Genomic DNA, 16391 nt, shown 5'->3' on the forward strand with positions numbered 1-16391 from the left:
AGCTTAATTCACATGCATTAGGCCGTTTGGCCTCCTTGGCAATTACTCGACCACTTCGAGGCCAGAGCGATTCAATAAGAACTGCACCAGCGAAGGCACCGGGCGACCGGTTGAGCCTTTTTCCTTGCCGCCGCTCTTCCATGCAGTACCGGCAATATCTAGGTGCGCCCAGTTGTATTTCTTGGCAAAGCGCGACAAGAAACAGCCTGCAGTGATGGTGCCACCACCTTTGCCGCCAATGTTGGCCATATCGGCAAAGGGGCTGTCGAGCTGCTCTTGGAACTCGTCAGTCATCGGCAGACGCCAAGCGCGGTCACCCGCTTGCTCAGAGGCATTGATGATTTCATGCGCCAGTGGGTTCTGGTTGGCAATCAAAGCACTGATGTGATGGCTAAGGGCCATGATGCAGGCGCCGGTTAAGGTGGCCACATCGATCACACAGTCTGGCTCATAGCGTTCTACATAAGTCAGGGCATCACACAAGACTAAACGGCCTTCAGCATCTGTGTTGAGTACTTCTACCGTTTGGCCTGACATAGTGGTGAGAATATCGCCGGGACGATAGGCTTGGCCATCAGGCATGTTTTCACAGCCGGCGAGCACACCGACAACGTTAAGCGGTAAGTTGAGCTCAGCAAGGGCTCGCATCACCCCAAAGACAGACGCGGCACCGCCCATGTCGTACTTCATTTCATCCATGCCTGCACCGGGCTTAATGGAAATGCCGCCTGAATCGAAAGTCAGTCCTTTACCGACCAACACAATCGGTTTGGCATCTGGGTCAGGATGGCCTTTGTATTCCATGATTGACATCATCGACTCGTTTTTCGAGCCTCGGCCAACCGCAAGGTAGGAGTGCATGCCAAGCTTTTCCATTTCTTGCTCGCCGATGATGCGCGTGGTGACGGTATCAAAGTCGTCGGCCAAACGACGGGCTTGCGAGGCGAGATAGGCAGGGTTAGCCACGTTGGGTGGCATGTTGCCCAAATCTTTACACGCGTTGACACCAGAAGAAACGGCTAAGCCATGCGCAATCGCACGTTCACCCAAATTCAATTCACGACGGGTTGGCACATTGAACACCAACTTGCGCAGTGGGCGACGGATTTCTGGCTTCACACTCTTGAATTGGTTGAAGGTGTAGAGGGTGTCTTTGGTGCTTTCAACGGCTTGACGGACTTTCCAGTAGGTGTCACGGCCTTTCACGTGCAGCTCGGTTAAGAAGCACACGGCTTCCATCGATCCGGTTTCATTGAGGGTGTTGATGGTTTTTTTGATAATCTCTTTGTATTGGCGCTCGCCGAGTTCGCGCTCTTTACCGCAGCCGACCAGCAGGACACGCTCAGACAGGACGTTCGGGACATGGTGTAGCAGGAGCACTTGGCCTGGCTTGCCTTCCAAGTCACCGCGGCGCAGTAGGGCACTGATATAGCCGTCACTGATTTTGTCGAGTTGCTCGGCGACGGGTGATAGGCGGCGAGGTTCAAATACGCCCACGACAATACAGGCACTGCGTTGCTTTTCGGGGCTACCGCTCTTTACACTGAACTCCATTTGTACTCCTAGATCCTAAAGACAATTGAGACCAAATGTTGGATAATGCCGCCTCTATGTTGTTGAACGCTCTATTGCGCCCGGATCAGCCGGCGGTCAACAAATGGCCGAAAGATTAGAAAACAACTAATTAAACCAGAAACTATAGTTATTCGAGTAAAAAAACAAGTTTTCCATAGGTGCCTTCGCTTTGATAATTGTTCGATATTTGATCCGGGAGACGGTTAAGACACAAGTTGCAGTTTTATTTGTGTTATTTCTGGTCTTTTTTAGCCAAAAGTTTATCCGTGTTCTTGCCAATGCGACAGAAGGATCGATTCCAAGTGATCAAATTATCACCTTGGTGGGACTCTACATGCCGTCCATGGCCATGTTGATGTTGCCGCTAAGTTTGTACATTGGGATATTGATCACCTTTGGTCGCTTGTACGCGGAAAGTGAAATCACGGTGATGAATGCCACCGGGATTGGTAACGAATTTTTGATCCGCGCTGCACTGTATTTGGCACTGATCACAGGTTCCGTGGCCGCCTTTAATGCGCTATGGCTAACACCTTGGGCCAATAACCAAGAGCTCAAGGTGATGGAGCAACTGGAGGCAGAGTCGGGACTGGAGCTCTTAGTACAAGGCCAGTTCCAGAGTGCACCGTCTGGACAAGCGGTGATTTTTGTCGACAACATTGAAAACGACGGCAAGACCTTGAACCGTATTTTTGTCGCTCAACCTGTGCCGCGCGAGTCGCTATTGCCTAACGTGGTGGTGGCGGATAAAGGCTATATCTCGGAGTTGCCAGATGGGCGCCAGGTGCTCGATTTAGTCGATGGCACCCGCACCGAAGGGATCCCCAGTCGTCTTGAATACGGGGTGACGACCTATAGAAACTATCAGGTATTGATTGGCCAGCGTGAAGTGCGTGAAAAAAGCCGAGATTGGGACGCGGTGCCGACCTTGCAGCTGTTTGGGGAAAGCAGCTTAAAAGCCCGTGCCGAGCTGCAATGGCGGATCTCACTGGTCCTGTGTATCCCGCTGATGACCATGATTGTGGTCCCCTTGTCATCGGTGAACCCTCGCCAAGGGCGCTTTGCCAAGCTCTTCCCTGCGATATTGATTTATCTGGCCTATTTCTTGTCTATCAGTGCAGCAAAATCCGCGGTCGAAGATGGTGATTTACCCGCGCAAATTGGGTTGTGGAGTGTTAACGTCGCGGCCTTGTTACTCGCGGTGATTTTAGCCAGTTGGGACTCATTACCTATGCGTAAACTCAAAGCCAGTTTGAAAGGAGCCGCCTGATGTTTCGCATCCTAGATTGGTATATCGGCCGCACCCTGATCGGCACTTCATCACTGTGTTTGGCCACACTGGTTGGGTTATCCGCCATCATCAAGTTCGTCGAACAGCTGCGTTCGGTCGGGGATGGCGCTTACACCATGGGCAAAGCAATTTTCTACGTGCTGCTGAGCATGCCGCGTGACATTGAAATGTTTTTCCCTATGGCAGTATTGCTCGGCGCCCTGATTGGACTTGGGATGCTAGCATCCAGCTCTGAGCTGGTAGTAATGCAGGCGGCGGGTGTGTCGAAACTGCAAATCGGTATGTCGGTGCTGAAAACCGCGATCCCCTTGATGCTGATTGTCATGGTGCTTGGTGAATGGGGCGCGCCTGATGCGCAAAAAGCCGCGCGTGAGCTGCGTTCGATTGCTAAATCCGGCGGGAATGTCATGTCGGTACGACGCGGGGTATGGGCCAAAGATGGCAATGATTTTATTTATATTGCTCGGGCCGACGAGCAAGACAACCTCAATGGCGTAAGCATCTGGAAGTTCGATGATAACCAAGTGATGACCAATGTGGTGTTTGCCGAACGTGCCGACTACCTCGATAAAGACAGTTGGATGCTCAAAGATGTCACCATTACGCGCATGCAAAATCACACCGCCTTTACCAATGTGAAGCAAGACCAACTGGTGTGGAAAACCACGCTCACTCCCGATAAATTGGCGGTGGTGACGGTAAAACCGGAAGAGCTGCCGCTATCTGGCTTGTATAGCTATGTCACCTATCTGAAAGCCTCGCAGCAGGATGCGTCGCGCTATGAGCTCGCGTTGTGGCGAAAAGCGGTGCAGCCGCTGTCGATAGCGGTGATGATGCTGTTGGCACTGAGCTTCGTTTTTGGTCCGCTTCGCAGTGTCACCATGGGCGCTCGGGTACTGTCTGGGGTGATTTTCGGGTTCGGTTTTTATATTGCCAATGAAGTGTTTGGACCGATGAGCTTGGTGTATAAGCTGCCGCCAGCGTTAGGGGCCGTGACGCCGAGTTTGATTTTCTTGGCCGTCACCTTGCTACTGCTTAGACGCAAATTGTAGCCACCGCATCGATACATGACGAAGACAAAAAAGGCCAAGGTATGATTTCCTTGGCCTTTTACTTGGATAAGAGCGCAGATATATGAACTAGCGCTGGTCCGTGTACTGAAACGCTTTAATCACCTGATTGACGCCGCGAATATTGCGGGCGATATCGGCGGCTTTATCCGCTTGTGCTTGGGTCACTGCACCAAGAAGAAAGACTTCTCGTGCCTCGGTCACCACTTTGATGTTCACGCTGCGTAGGGTGTCATCGGCAACAAGCGCGGCTTTAACGCGGGTCGTGAGCCAGCTGTCGGTACTAATATCAGCCAAGCCCAGCATCGGCGCTTGGCGAATTTGGTTGTAGACCACATCCACATTGTCGAGCGCACGAATGCGGGCGACAAACTCCTCGGTCAATGCCGGATCGGCACTTTGCCCCACCAAGAGAACCTGACCTTGGAAAGCCGCAGCTTTCGCGCGGATCTTATTTCTAAACGGCGGTTTATTGACAATGCCAGCGGTATTGAGACCGATTTGTGTATCTTGCCATTCTTCGCCAGTGGTGCGCGGGTCAGAAGAGTAAACGGCGGAACAAGCCTGTAAGGTAAAGGCGAGTAAAACGGTCAATAACACACGCATGTTTATTCTCCGTGAGAAGGGAAAAGCACCTGGTCAATCAAGTCACACAGGCAGTGCACAGCAAGTAGGTGACCTTCTTGAATACGCGCCGTACGCTGTGAGGGAATACGAATTTCGACATCTCGTTGGCCAAGCAAGCCTGCCATTTCGCCGCCGTCTTTGCCTGTCATTGCAATGATGGTCATATCACGCGTTACCGCGGCTTCCATGGATTTAATGATGTCTTTGCTGTTTCCGCTCGTTGAGATGGCGAGGAGCACATCCCCGGCCTGGCCGAGCGCGCGCACTTGCTTGGAAAACACTTCATCGTGGCTGTAATCGTTCGCAACCGCCGTTAACGTGGTGGTGTCTGCGGTCAGCGCTAACGCCGGTAAGCTGGGGCGTTCGGTTTCGAAGCGGTTTAGCAAACAGGAGGCGAAATGTTGCGCATTAGCCGCAGAGCCGCCATTGCCACAACAAAGAATTTTATTGCCATTCAGCAGGCTTTGCACCATCACTTGTGCCGCTTGTGACAGATGCTCAGGGATCGCTTCTGCGGCCGCGATTTGTGTTTGAATACTCTCGGTAAAGCTTTCTTTGATGCTTTCTAGCATTACTTACCCTTCAACGATGTTTTTTATCCAGTTGATTGCTTCAACGTGGCCATCAAAGGTCACAGCGTCAAAGCGAAACTCGGTGTGATGACTGTGAAAGCCGTGACGTTGCATCCAACGTTCGGCAGCAAGGTACAAGCGGCGGCGTTTGGTGGCGGTGATGCTTGCGGCAGCGCCGCCAAAACCTTTCCCTCGTCGGAAGCGGACTTCGACGAAGACTAAGCACTTGCCCTCTTGCATGATTAAATCCAGCTCGCCTCGGCGGCTATGGGCGTTTTTATCCAGTAAGGTCAGCCCTTGTTGGAGCAGGTATTGGCAAGCATGTTGCTCATAGGCTTGCCCCGTCTCCTTAGTTGGCTGACCTTGCATTACTGGCTTGCTCCGTTATCCGCCGGGGCAACCGGCTCGATGTCGGTTTTGCCAAAGCGTGCCCACCGCATTTTACGGTTAATGACGCAGTTGTCACCGAGCGATAGTTGTCCGGTTTGACCATTGACCTGATAACCGGGCAGCGCTTGCATTTGGGGCAGGCCGGTTAGGAGGGCGTAAGCATCGACCCCCAGCGCATGTAAGCGCGCGGTATTATTACTTTGTGCTGGGTGGCGACGCGCATGTTGCTGGTGCGCTTCGCTATCTGGGCTGATCAGAAGAGGGACATCGCTAAACTCAATGCCTTGTAACTCGCCCAGTTGTCCCATGCCATCGGCGCGGTTGTTACTGCGTGAGCTGGCATACAGTTTAGGCGGAACCACATCAGGATTAATCGCCACTTCGATGAAAGGTTTCAACAAGGTCAGATCAGCGGCACCGGCTACCATGTACACCGCATCGATATCGCGGCGACTTCTTGGCTGCGATAACAAGGGTAGATCGGTCAGTTGTTTCATTTGCTGAATACGGCGCTGACTCCCGTCTAATCCAAAAATGGATTGAATACGGGCTTGCATGCCACTGCGATCCCCAAAGGCGGCTTGCTCCGCTTGGGTGTCCGTCAAAGCCTGCCAGCGGGTGGAAAACGCTTCGCTCATTCGACGCCCAAAGGTGGAGTCAGGATACAGCACCATCGGGAACTGATAGCCTTGGTTATAAAGATGATCGGCGGCTTGTGCTGCTTCTTGCTCGGGAGAAAGGGTGAAATAACACACACCGGGAGTGAAACTATCATCGTTGGGCTGGTTCAATGCCAACAAAGGCACTTGACCGGCGATTGCCTCACTCACTGCGGCGACCATGTGTTTTTGGAGCGGGCCAACCACAAAGTCGAGGCGATCGTCTTGCACGCGCTGTTCAAGGGCCTGCATATCGAGCGCATTGGTGTCGTAGAAAAATACCGTCGGCTTTTGCTCACTCTTGTCATCGAGCATGGCTTCGACAAAGCCGTCGCGAATGGCATCCCCTTGTTCGGCAAATTTGTCGCTCAGTGGCAGCATCACACCGACACGCGTTGGTTGGGTGATGGTGAGCGACTGAATATCCGCCAAGTTGTCGGGCAAGTACCGATTGGCCGGATGCGCGGGATGTTGGCTTAAGTAATCGTTGAGTGCGGTTTGCATTTGAGCCGGATCGCGGCTGTAGCGTCGTGCAATGTCTAGCAAGCGAACCCAACCAGCGAGAATGTCATCATCGCCACTTTCAATCCGTTCCACTTCGCGCTGGTTTAATTGCTGCAAATCTTGCCACAAAGTATTCCACGCTTGGCGAGCATCGCTGCCGTCCAAATAGCCAGCGGCCAAGCGTTGGTTGGTCACCGCGGCGAATGCATTGCTTTGCTGACGCGCAATGGTGGCTTTTTGACGATAAAAACGCGCGCGCTGCTCGGCACTCAACTGCCAATTTGGGTTGAGGGTGAGTGCTTCATCGGCTTGAGGGAGCTTGCCGGTTTCTGCTAAAAAGCGCGCCCGTGTCAGCGTCCACTCGATCTGTTGATTGGTGGTAAGAGGGCGTCGCTCCAAGCGTTGCAGCAAAACGTCTGCTTGGTTGAACTGTTGCTCGTTAATGAGCGCCTTGATCGCCAGTAAAAACCAGTCATTTTGCTGGTTGCCTTCACTGGTTTCTGCTTGCAGCAGGTAGAAGGTTGAGTTCTCCTTCGCCGGTTGACTGATCGCATGGCGAGCTGTGGGTCCTGTGGTTGGCGCGCTACAGGCCGCCAGTGCCAACGCCAAGGCTACAGGCGTGACAAGTCGTGTTACACTTTGACGCTTCTGGGTAAGTTTAAGCATGAACATGTTTCAACCGTGACAACGTTGCCCCTATCTTAATCGCCGAAGGGTTGTTAAACAAATGACTGATGCAAATCTATCCGAGCGGGCACTTCCCACGCTATATATTGTACCGACGCCAATCGGCAATTTGGCTGACATCACGCAACGTGCGTTAGAGGTGTTAGCCAATGTTGACCTGATTGCCGCCGAAGATACGCGGCACACGGCTCGATTATTGTCGCATTTCTCGATTAGCACCAAAACGTTTGCCCTGCACGAACATAATGAGCAGCAAAAAGCGGCTGCGCTGATTAATCGCTTACAGCAAGGTCAGTCGATAGCTCTGGTCTCCGATGCGGGCACGCCGCTGATCAGTGACCCAGGCTATCACCTTGTGACGCAATGCCGCGACGCGGGGATCCGAGTGGTTCCGCTGCCGGGCGCGTGTGCGGTGGTGACTGCATTGAGTGCATCAGGCTTGCCTTCAGACCGCTTTAGTTTTGAAGGGTTCCTGCCGCCGAAAACGAAAGCCCGCCAAGACACATTCCGTGATTTAGCCGATGACCCGCGCACCTTGATTTTTTATGAGTCGCCGCACCGTATCCGCGATAGTTTGGCCGATATGCTGGCAGTGCTTGGGCCAGAACGCCGCGTGGTATTGGCGCGCGAGCTCACCAAAACCTTTGAAACCATTCACGGCGCGCCCTTGGGGACATTAATTGAATGGTTGAATGAAGACCCCAACCGCTTAAAAGGCGAGATGGTGTTGCTAGTGGCTGGCCACCGTGCGGATAAAAATGCGTTGCCACAGTCCGCCTGTCGGGCATTAGGGTTACTTGCCGCTGAGCTACCTCTTAAAAAAGCGGCGGCGTTAGTCGCGGAACTGTATTCGGTTAAAAAGAACGCACTCTATAAGTGGGGCTTGGAGAATCTGTAACTGGGCGTGATTTTGGCTGGCTTGCGCTAACAATCTTCTATATACTCCCCCGCTCGAGTTGGCCGGGTAACCGCTGCTTTATTGATGTCCTTTGGGAGACTGATAAAGGGGAGGAAAGTCCGGGCTCCTCAGGGCAGGGTGCCAGGTAACGCCTGGGGGGCGTGAGCCTACGACCAGTGCAGCAGAGAGTAGACCGCCGATGGCTCTTCGGAGCACAGGTAAGGGTGAAAGGGTGCGGTAAGAGCGCACCGCGCGTCTGGCAACAGTTCGTGGCACGGTAAACTCCACCCGGAGCAAGACCAAATAGGTCCCTATTGGCGCGGCCCGCGTTTGGGGACGGGTAGGTTGCTGGAGCCTGTGAGCGATTGCAGGCCTAGACGAATGGTTACCGCCGTTTTTACGGTACAGAACCCGGCTTACAGGCCAACTCAACCGCATTTATAGGCGAGCCTTTTTGGGCTCGCCTTCTTGTTTTCAGCGATTGGTCAGATGATTTAGTTATATTGCTATCAATAGTCGATAAGTGAACACAGACTAACCAGCTGAATTGCCTCTTTTATTTCATAATATGTGATCGCAATCACTTTCGTGACTCGCTTGACTTTCTTTTTACCTGCTACGTACACTTCTGGGTGGGAAAATGTGGTGTAAAGTGGATAATTTTGGTGAAAAAGGGAAAATAACGCCATGTTACGAGGCGTCAGCGCCATTTCGGTCGATAAAAAAGGACGGCTTGCCTTGCCGACCCGTTATCGTGATGCGTTAGTCGCGCATTGCGAAGGCCGCTTTGTGTGCACCATTGATCACCAACTCCCTTGCTTGGCCTTATATCCGGTCCCTGAATGGGAAGTGATTGAAGACAAGCTCTCAAAATTATCCAGCTTTCAGCCTGCAGAGCGACGCCTACAGCGTTTATTGCTCGGGCACGCATTTGATTGCGAAATGGACGGACAAGGGCGACTGCTGCTTGGGTCCACGTTGCGCCAATATGCCGGACTGGATGGCAAAGCGATGTTGGTCGGCCAGCTCAACAAATTTGAAATTTGGGATGAGCAAACTTGGCAGCAGCAAATTCGTCAGGATATGGATACACAGGCGGAGTCAAACCACCTCATCAGTGAACGATTAGCAGATCTGTCACTGTAATTAATGAAGCGAATTTATGTCAGAACAATATACCCATGTATCCGTCCTTTTAAATGAGTCTGTGGACGGCCTTGCCATTAAACCTGACGGCATTTATGTCGACGGCACCTTTGGCCGTGGCGGCCACTCGCGACATATTTTGTCTCAGTTGGGCGAGAACGGGCGTTTGTATGCGATTGATCGCGATCCTCGAGCCATCGAAGAAGCCAGCACCATCAAGGATCCGCGTTTCCAGATTATCCATGGGCCATTTTCGGGCATTGAAACCTACCTCACCGATTTAGAATTGGCAGGAAAAGTCGATGGCGTGTTGCTCGATTTGGGCGTGTCTTCGCCACAGCTGGATGATCCGACCCGTGGCTTTAGTTTTTTGCGTGATGGTCCGCTCGATATGCGTATGGACCCGACCGCCGGCCAGTCTGCGGCGCAGTGGTTGGAAACTGCAAGCGCCGATGACATTGCTTGGGTGCTAAAAGTTTTCGGTGAAGAACGCTTTGCCAAGCGGATTGCTCATGCGATCGTCAAATACCGTGAAGATGAAGAGACCCCGCCGCTTGAAACCACCAGTCAACTGGCCAAGTTGATCGACAACACGGTGCCGTTTAAAGAGAAGAAAAAGCACCCCGCGACCCGCAGCTTTCAGGCGATCCGCATTTATATCAACAGTGAGCTCGATGAGATAGAACTGGCCTTGCAAGGCGCATTGGCGGTGTTGGCGCCTCAAGGACGCTTATCGGTGATCAGTTTCCACTCACTCGAAGATCGCATGGTGAAACGCTTTATTCGCAAACAAAGCAAAGGGCCGGAGGTGCCGAGAGGGGTGCCGCTGACCGAGGCGCAGATTGCTGAACTTGGTTCGGCGGCGATGAAACCCATCGGTAAAGCGATCAAACCATCGTCACAAGAAATTGAACACAATGCCCGTGCACGCAGTTCGGTGCTGCGTGTAGCAGAAAAGCTTGGATAAACCATGGAAAGACGCCCGAGCCTCGCTAAACAAATTCGCCACGACCTACTGGCAGTAGGCAAGGTGCCTTTGTTGCTGCTCGGCGCCGTGCTGGTCTCGGCAATTGCGGTGGTATTGATGACACAATCCACCCGCAACTTGATTGCTAAACAAGATGCGTTGCTCGACCAGCGTGAAACGTTAGAAGTGGAATGGCGAAACCAACTGTTGGAGGAAAACTCCTTGTCGGAACATAGCCATGTCGAATCTGTGGCGCGAAACGCGTTTGGTATGATTCGGCCCACGCAAAAAAATGAAGTGATCGTTAAACGACCCTTGAGTACGAACCCGTGAAAAAGCGTACCCAGAAGCCAGCAAATCGACGCACGCCAAAAGCGCCACCTGTTTTTATCAAGTGGCGCTTTGGCCTTATTTGTGTGTTTATTGGTCTCGCGTTCGCCGCACTGGTGGCTCGGGCGGCTTTTATTCAAGTAATTGAGCCCGACCGTTTACGCTACGAAGGGGACTTACGTTCGGTCAGGGTGGAAGAAGTACATTCCGCCCGTGGGATGATATCCGACCGCAATGGTGAGCCTCTGGCGGTCAGTGTGCCTGTCCAAGCAGTCTGGGCGGATCCTGTCACGGTATTTAAGCATCAGGGACTAGCGAAAAAAGATCGTTGGTACGCACTTGCGGATGTGTTGGGACTGGATCGCCAAGCTCTGATCGACAAAATTGAAGCAAACCGCAACCGCCGGTTTATCTACCTGCAACGCCAAGTCCGCCCGGCCATGGCGTCTTATGTCAATAAGCTCGACCTGCCCGGGGTGGGCTTAAAGGAAGAATCTCGTCGTTTTTATCCTAGTGCCGAAGTAAGTGCTCACTTAGTGGGTGTGACCGGTATCGACGGTCACGGTTTGGAAGGGATTGAACGCCGTTACGATGAGTGGCTTACCGGTGAACATGGCAAACGTACCGTACGCAAAGACCGCTTTGGTCGCGTGGTAGAGCACATTGCCACCGAAGATAAAAAAGAAGGCCAACCTATCGCATTGAGCATTGATCAGCGTCTGCAAGCCATTGCTTATCGCGCGATTAAGCAAGCGGTCGCAGATTACCGCGCGACGTCTGGTTCACTGGTGATGGTAGATGTCAAAACCGGTGAAGTACTCGCCATGGTCAATGCGCCTTCCTATAACCCCAATAACCGTGGTGATCTGAAAAGCTTTAATATGCGCAACCGTGCGATCACCGATGTGTTTGAGCCCGGCTCTACCATGAAGCCTTTTGTGGTGCTGACGGCGTTGGAAAATGGGGTCGCCGACATGAATACCGTGATTGATACCGGAAACGGCATCATGCAAATCGGCGGCAGCCGCGTGCGTGATGTGTCGAAAGTCGGAAAAGCCAATCTGGCGCGCATTCTCAAAAAATCCAGCAACATCGGTGTCAGTAAGCTGTCACTGGCGATGCCGGTCGAAACCTTACTTGGCGAGTATGGCAGCTTTGGTTTGGGGGCGAGCACAGGCGTTGAGCTGGTGGGCGAGTCGGTGGGTATTTTCCCGACGCGTCGCCGTTGGTCCGATTTTGAACGTGCGACCTTAGCGTTTGGTTATGGCTTGTCAGTCACGCCCGCACAACTTGCCCGTGCTTATGCCACCTTGGGCTCACTGGGTGTGAATCGTCCGTTGAGTATCATCAAGCATGAAGGGGTAACGGAAGGCAAACAAGTCGCCACCCGCGACAATGTTTATAAAGTACTGCAGATGCTAGAAGGTGTCACCCAAGAAGGTGGCAGTGCGCGTCGTGCGGCGGTGGATGGATATCGTGTTGGTGCTAAAACCGGGACGGCAAAAGTCGCGGTCGCGGGAGGATACGGTGACGAATACATTGGCTACACCGCGGGGCTGGCGCCGATCAGTAACCCACGACTCGCGATGGTGGTGGTGATCAACGAACCCCAAGGTGACAAGTATTACGGCGGCCAAGTGGCAGCCCCAGTATTTTCGAGCGTAATGAAAAGTGCGCTTCAGATTTTAAATATTGCTCCGGACGCTCAGACCGGCCCGGGGCTTCAAGTAGCTCAGCGTTCTAACCAAGTGGATGCGAATGAATGATTTAAAGCAGTGGCTAAGCCCTTGGCTAGCTGATGCACCGAGTATCACAGTAAACCGACTCACGTTGGACAGTCGCCAAGTGACGTCAGGGGATGTGTTTGTTGCCATTGCCGGCCATCAAGTGGACGGTCGTCGATTTATTCCTGCGGCCATCGAGGCCGGTGCGGTGGCGATTGTTCAGCAAGCCGATGATGCAATGGCGCGTCTTGATTGGCACCACGAGGTGCCGGTTATCTCTTTGCCGGATCTCCCCGCCTCATTGTCAGCGTTGGCGGCTCGGTTCTATCACGACCCGCAGCAGCGAGTAGGCTTGATTGGCGTGACTGGCACCAACGGTAAGACCACGGTGTCGCAGCTGATTGCACAATGGCTTGATGCGCTAAATGCGCCCACCGCGGTGATGGGCACCACAGGCAATGGCTTTATCGGCCGACTGCATGCTGCGGAAAACACCACTGGCGATGCCATTAGCATTCAAGCGCAGCTAGCGGCCTTTGCCGACCAAGGTGCCAAGCATGTAGCGATGGAAGTGTCCTCGCACGGATTGGTGCAAGGGCGCGTGGCGAGCTTGGCCTTTGATGCGGCGGTATTTACTAATCTCAGCCATGACCACCTTGATTATCACGGCACCTTAGCGGCATACGCTGAGGCGAAAAAGCAGCTTTTCTCATTGGGTAACCCGCTCAAAGTCATTAATGCCGACGATAAGGTGGGACGCCAATGGCTGCGCGAGTGGCCCGAGGCGATTGCGGTCGCGCTGCACGCTGATTCTTTGCAACACCACGCCGGCCCTTATGTGCGTGCCACCCAGATTGATTTTGCCACCGACGGCGTACGTGTGATGGTCGAAACCAGTTGGGGACAAGGGGAGTTGAATGCTGCCTTGGTGGGTGACTTTAACGTCAGCAATCTCTTGGTCAGTTTGGCGACCCTATTAGGCTTAGGCTATTCACTGGATGCCCTGTTAGCGACTAGCGATCAATTGAATGCCGTCATTGGCCGGATGGAGGTTTTTCTTGCCCCTGACAAACCGACCATGGTGGTTGACTATGCTCACACGCCCGATGCGCTGGAGAAGGCTCTGATCGCACTGCGCCGCCACTGTCGGGGTAAGTTGTGGTGTGTCTTTGGCTGCGGCGGCGATCGTGATACCCGCAAGCGTCCGGTGATGGCTCGCATCGCCGAGCAATATGCCGATCAGGCGGTACTGACCAACGATAACCCGCGCAGTGAAGCGCCCAATGCGATTACCGATGACATGCTTGCTGGGATGCAGGCCCCCGATAACGCGTGGGTTGAGCACGATCGCGCCCGTGCATTGTCACGGGTGATGCAGGCGGCCAAAGCTGACGATATCGTGCTGGTCGCGGGCAAAGGCCATGAAGACTACCAAGTCCTTGCCGACGGCAAAGTGCATTATTCCGACCGTGAAACCGTGGCTGCGTTACTGAAGGAGTTACCATGATTACCACCGCACTCACAATTTTTGCTGATGTTTTGGCCGCGCAATGGCACGGTGTGGACACCCCGCCGACGCTTGATGTTGCCGCGATCACCACAGATACCCGACAGGTGTCTGAAGGCGCGCTATTTGTGGCGTTGAAAGGCGAACGGTTTGATGGGCACGACTTTGCAGAACAAGCCAAGCAGGCGGGCGCTGTGGCTCTGGTGGTATCGACGCCGCTGGATATCGACTTGCCGCAATTGGTGGTCAACGATACCCGTATCGCACTGGGCCAGCTGGGCGCGTGGGTTAAAGGGCAGTGTCAGGTTCCTACCATCGCGATTACAGGCAGCTGTGGCAAAACCACGGTCAAAGAAATGCTCGCGTCCATTTTGTCGCGCAAAGGGAAGACCTTGGCCACCGCAGGCAATTTTAATAACGATATCGGGGTGCCGCTCACCTTGTTTCGTCTCACACCCGATCATGACTATGCCGTGATTGAGCTAGGTGCGAACCATATCGGTGAAATTGCATACACCACATCGCTTGTCAAACCGGATATTGCCATGGTGACCAACCTTGCGGCTGCCCATCTTGAAGGGTTTGGCTCGCTAGAGGGGGTCGCGACCGCCAAAGGTGAAATTTATCAAGGCCTGCCTCAAGGCGGTATAGCGCTGGTTAACGCGCAAAGCCATGGCGGTGAGAAATGGCAAGCCGTGCTGGCAGACAAAAACGTGATTCAGGTGACTGAGCAAGCGGCTGCGCCTTTGCAACTGGTGGAGAGCGAGCTGGTCGAGGCGGGCTGCTACCGCTTAGTGTTCAGTGACGGCGAGCAGCAATCTACGGTGACGTTACCGCTGCCCGGCAAACACAATATTACCAACGCATTGATGGCCGGTTGTGCCGCGATGCAGTTACCGGGCGTGACCTTAGAGGACGTTACTCAAGGACTTGCGGCGATGAAAAATGCCGCAGGCCGCACTGAGGTGAGTGAGCCGCGTGCCGGACTCCGCCTGATTGACGATACCTACAATGCCAGCGTTCCGGCGATGAAATCCGCCATCGACGTGCTTGCCAGTTATTCTGGCGAGCGTTGGTTGATTTTAGGCGATATGGCCGAGCTAGGGCAGTACAGCGAACAAATGCACCGAGAAGTGGGTGAGCACGCCGCCAAGGCGGGGCTGACGCAGGTGTTTACCACAGGAACCGATAGCCGTGTGATCAGTGAATGCTGTCACGGCCGTCATTTTGACTCAAAAGACGCGCTGATCGCGCATGTAGTAACCATGATGAAAACACATAATCCCGACACCATTTTGGTCAAAGGCGCCCGAGGTATGGCGATGGAGGCGGTTGTTGCCGCCATTAAGGAGGCCTGCTGATGCTGGTATGGTTAGCTGAGGCATTGCAGGGCTTTTTCCCGTCGATGCGACTGTTTGAATATTTGACCTTTCGCGCCATTGTGAGTGCGTTAACTGCGCTTGTGTTCTCGTTATGGATGGGGCCGCGACTGATTAAATATCTGCAATCGATGCAGATTGGCCAAGTGGTACGAGAAGAAGGGCCCGAATCGCACTTTAGCAAGCGTGGTACACCGACTATGGGCGGGGTGCTTATCCTGGCCGCCATTACCCTGACCGTCTTTTTATGGGCAGATTTATCGAATCCCTATGTATGGGCGGTGATGGTAGTGTTGCTCGGGTACGGCACGGTTGGCTTTGTCGATGATTATCGCAAAGTGGTGCGCAAAAACACCGATGGCTTAATTGCACGTTGGAAGTATTTTTGGCAATCCGCCATTGCGCTAGGTGTGGCCTTTGCGCTGTATGCGCATGGCAGTGACACCGCTGCGACGCAACTGGTTGTGCCCTTTTTCAAAGATGTGATGCCTCAACTGGGGCTGTTTTATATCGTCTTTACCTATTTTGTGATTGTTGGCACCAGCAATGCGGTGAACCTAACCGATGGGTTGGATGGTCTCGCGATTTTGCCGACAGTGATGGTCGCGGGAGGCTTTGCGTTTATTGCGTGGGCAACGGGGAATGTGAACTTTGCCAGCTATCTGCATATCCCTTACATCAAATACAGCAGTGAGCTGGTGGTGGTGTGTGCCGCCATCGTCGGTGCTGGCTTAGGCTTTTTGTGGTTTAACACCTATCCAGCTCAAGTATTCATGGGCGATGTCGGCTCGTTGGCACTCGGTGGCGCGCTAGGCACCATTGCTGTCTTGGTACGCCAAGAATTGCTGTTGATCATCATGGGCGGCGTGTTTGTGATGGAAACCGTGTCGGTGATCTTGCAAGTCGGTTCTTATAAATTGCGAGGACAGCGTATTTTCCGTATGGCACCGATTCATCATCACTATGAATTAAAAGGGTGGCCGGAGCCACGAGTCATTGTCCGCTTTTGGATTATTTCTTTGATGCTAGTGTTGATTGCACTGGCAACGCTGAAGGTACGTTAAT

General features: G+C 53.3%; 15 protein-coding genes and 1 other RNA gene. 11 read left to right on the plus strand and 5 right to left on the minus strand.

Features of this window, described 5'->3' with window-relative positions; translation table 11 throughout:
• Positions 1-42 precede the first annotated feature (42 nt).
• Entirely contained in the window at positions 43-1554 is a 1512-nt protein-coding gene (gene pepA / locus BGK46_RS00855; RefSeq protein WP_069586581.1) for a leucyl aminopeptidase, read from the minus strand.
• Positions 1555-1744: 190 nt separating this feature from the next.
• Between pepA and lptF the strand changes: the two genes are divergently transcribed.
• Positions 1745-2845, plus strand: coding sequence for an LPS export ABC transporter permease LptF (lptF, locus tag BGK46_RS00860; RefSeq protein ID WP_069586582.1), 1101 nt, complete (start codon positions 1745-1747; stop codon positions 2843-2845).
• Positions 2845-3918 carry an LPS export ABC transporter permease LptG gene (gene lptG / locus BGK46_RS00865; RefSeq protein ID WP_069586583.1) on the plus strand — a complete coding sequence of 358 codons (1074 nt, stop codon included), beginning with the start codon at positions 2845-2847 and terminating at the stop codon, positions 3916-3918. Before lptF ends, lptG begins: the two co-directional genes overlap by 1 nt.
• A gap of 87 nt (positions 3919-4005) precedes the next feature.
• Here lptG and BGK46_RS00870 read toward each other — a convergent pair whose 3' ends face one another.
• From BGK46_RS00870 to BGK46_RS00885, 4 genes are read right to left on the minus strand one after another with little or no spacing between them, the layout of a single operon-like run.
• Positions 4006-4542 (minus strand): BON domain-containing protein, encoded by a 537-nt coding sequence (locus BGK46_RS00870; protein ID WP_069586584.1) that lies wholly within the window; start codon positions 4540-4542, stop codon positions 4006-4008.
• A gap of 2 nt (positions 4543-4544) precedes the next feature.
• A complete protein-coding gene (locus BGK46_RS00875; protein ID WP_069586585.1) occupies positions 4545-5135 on the minus strand; it encodes a phosphoheptose isomerase in 591 nt (196 codons plus the stop codon).
• A gap of 3 nt (positions 5136-5138) precedes the next feature.
• A complete protein-coding gene (locus tag BGK46_RS00880) occupies positions 5139-5504 on the minus strand; it encodes a YraN family protein (protein ID WP_069586586.1) in 366 nt (121 codons plus the stop codon).
• On the minus strand, positions 5504-7354 hold the full coding sequence (locus BGK46_RS00885; protein ID WP_254659634.1) for a penicillin-binding protein activator: 1851 nt from the start codon (positions 7352-7354) through the stop codon (positions 5504-5506). Before BGK46_RS00885 ends, BGK46_RS00880 begins: the two co-directional genes overlap by 1 nt.
• A 61-nt stretch (positions 7355-7415) precedes the next feature.
• On the opposite strand from BGK46_RS00885, the gene rsmI reads away from it, so the two are divergent.
• From rsmI to mraY, 9 genes are all read left to right on the plus strand, one after another.
• A complete protein-coding gene (rsmI, locus tag BGK46_RS00890; RefSeq protein WP_069586588.1) occupies positions 7416-8273 on the plus strand; it encodes a 16S rRNA (cytidine(1402)-2'-O)-methyltransferase in 858 nt (285 codons plus the stop codon).
• A gap of 54 nt (positions 8274-8327) precedes the next feature.
• Positions 8328-8708, plus strand: an RNA gene (gene rnpB, locus BGK46_RS00895) — RNase P RNA component class A.
• A 252-nt stretch (positions 8709-8960) separates the two neighbouring features.
• A complete protein-coding gene (gene mraZ, locus BGK46_RS00905; RefSeq protein ID WP_069586590.1) occupies positions 8961-9419 on the plus strand; it encodes a division/cell wall cluster transcriptional repressor MraZ in 459 nt (152 codons plus the stop codon).
• Between the two features lie 16 nt (positions 9420-9435).
• Positions 9436-10386, plus strand: coding sequence for a 16S rRNA (cytosine(1402)-N(4))-methyltransferase RsmH (rsmH, locus tag BGK46_RS00910; RefSeq protein WP_069586591.1), 951 nt, complete (start codon positions 9436-9438; stop codon positions 10384-10386).
• A gap of 3 nt (positions 10387-10389) precedes the next feature.
• A complete protein-coding gene (gene ftsL / locus BGK46_RS00915; protein WP_069586592.1) occupies positions 10390-10719 on the plus strand; it encodes a cell division protein FtsL in 330 nt (109 codons plus the stop codon).
• On the plus strand, positions 10716-12482 hold the full coding sequence (locus tag BGK46_RS00920) for a penicillin-binding transpeptidase domain-containing protein (protein WP_069586593.1): 1767 nt from the start codon (positions 10716-10718) through the stop codon (positions 12480-12482). The genes ftsL and BGK46_RS00920 overlap by 4 nt, the downstream gene beginning before the upstream one ends.
• On the plus strand, positions 12469-13947 hold the full coding sequence (gene murE, locus BGK46_RS00925; RefSeq protein WP_069586594.1) for a UDP-N-acetylmuramoyl-L-alanyl-D-glutamate--2,6-diaminopimelate ligase: 1479 nt from the start codon (positions 12469-12471) through the stop codon (positions 13945-13947). The genes BGK46_RS00920 and murE overlap by 14 nt, the downstream gene beginning before the upstream one ends.
• Positions 13944-15308 (plus strand): UDP-N-acetylmuramoyl-tripeptide--D-alanyl-D-alanine ligase, encoded by a 1365-nt coding sequence (locus tag BGK46_RS00930; protein WP_069586595.1) that lies wholly within the window; start codon positions 13944-13946, stop codon positions 15306-15308. Before murE ends, BGK46_RS00930 begins: the two co-directional genes overlap by 4 nt.
• On the plus strand, positions 15308-16390 hold the full coding sequence (gene mraY, locus BGK46_RS00935) for a phospho-N-acetylmuramoyl-pentapeptide-transferase (RefSeq protein WP_069586596.1): 1083 nt from the start codon (positions 15308-15310) through the stop codon (positions 16388-16390). The genes BGK46_RS00930 and mraY overlap by 1 nt, the downstream gene beginning before the upstream one ends.
• Position 16391: the final 1 nt, after the last annotated feature.

Origin of the sequence: Salinivibrio sp. SS2, from assembly GCF_001722075.1 — a bacterium.
GTDB lineage: Bacteria > Pseudomonadota > Gammaproteobacteria > Enterobacterales > Vibrionaceae > Salinivibrio > Salinivibrio proteolyticus.

What these genes read in the sequence shown, in the direction of transcription:
- pepA (WP_069586581.1), bottom strand. Translation starts at nt 1,554, where the DNA reads ATGGAGTTCAGTGTAAAGAGCGGTAGCCCCGAAAAGCAACGCAGTGCC.
- lptG (WP_069586583.1), top strand. Translation starts at nt 2,845, where the DNA reads ATGTTTCGCATCCTAGATTGGTATATCGGCCGCACCCTGATCGGCACT.
- BGK46_RS00870 (WP_069586584.1), bottom strand. Translation starts at nt 4,542, where the DNA reads ATGCGTGTGTTATTGACCGTTTTACTCGCCTTTACCTTACAGGCTTGT.
- BGK46_RS00875 (WP_069586585.1), bottom strand. Translation starts at nt 5,135, where the DNA reads ATGCTAGAAAGCATCAAAGAAAGCTTTACCGAGAGTATTCAAACACAA.
- BGK46_RS00880 (WP_069586586.1), bottom strand. Translation starts at nt 5,504, where the DNA reads ATGCAAGGTCAGCCAACTAAGGAGACGGGGCAAGCCTATGAGCAACAT.
- BGK46_RS00885 (WP_254659634.1), bottom strand. Translation starts at nt 7,354, where the DNA reads ATGCTTAAACTTACCCAGAAGCGTCAAAGTGTAACACGACTTGTCACG.
- rsmI (WP_069586588.1), top strand. Translation starts at nt 7,416, where the DNA reads ATGACTGATGCAAATCTATCCGAGCGGGCACTTCCCACGCTATATATT.
- mraZ (WP_069586590.1), top strand. Translation starts at nt 8,961, where the DNA reads ATGTTACGAGGCGTCAGCGCCATTTCGGTCGATAAAAAAGGACGGCTT.
- rsmH (WP_069586591.1), top strand. Translation starts at nt 9,436, where the DNA reads ATGTCAGAACAATATACCCATGTATCCGTCCTTTTAAATGAGTCTGTG.
- ftsL (WP_069586592.1), top strand. Translation starts at nt 10,390, where the DNA reads ATGGAAAGACGCCCGAGCCTCGCTAAACAAATTCGCCACGACCTACTG.
- murE (WP_069586594.1), top strand. Translation starts at nt 12,469, where the DNA reads ATGCGAATGAATGATTTAAAGCAGTGGCTAAGCCCTTGGCTAGCTGAT.
- BGK46_RS00930 (WP_069586595.1), top strand. Translation starts at nt 13,944, where the DNA reads ATGATTACCACCGCACTCACAATTTTTGCTGATGTTTTGGCCGCGCAA.
- mraY (WP_069586596.1), top strand. Translation starts at nt 15,308, where the DNA reads ATGCTGGTATGGTTAGCTGAGGCATTGCAGGGCTTTTTCCCGTCGATG.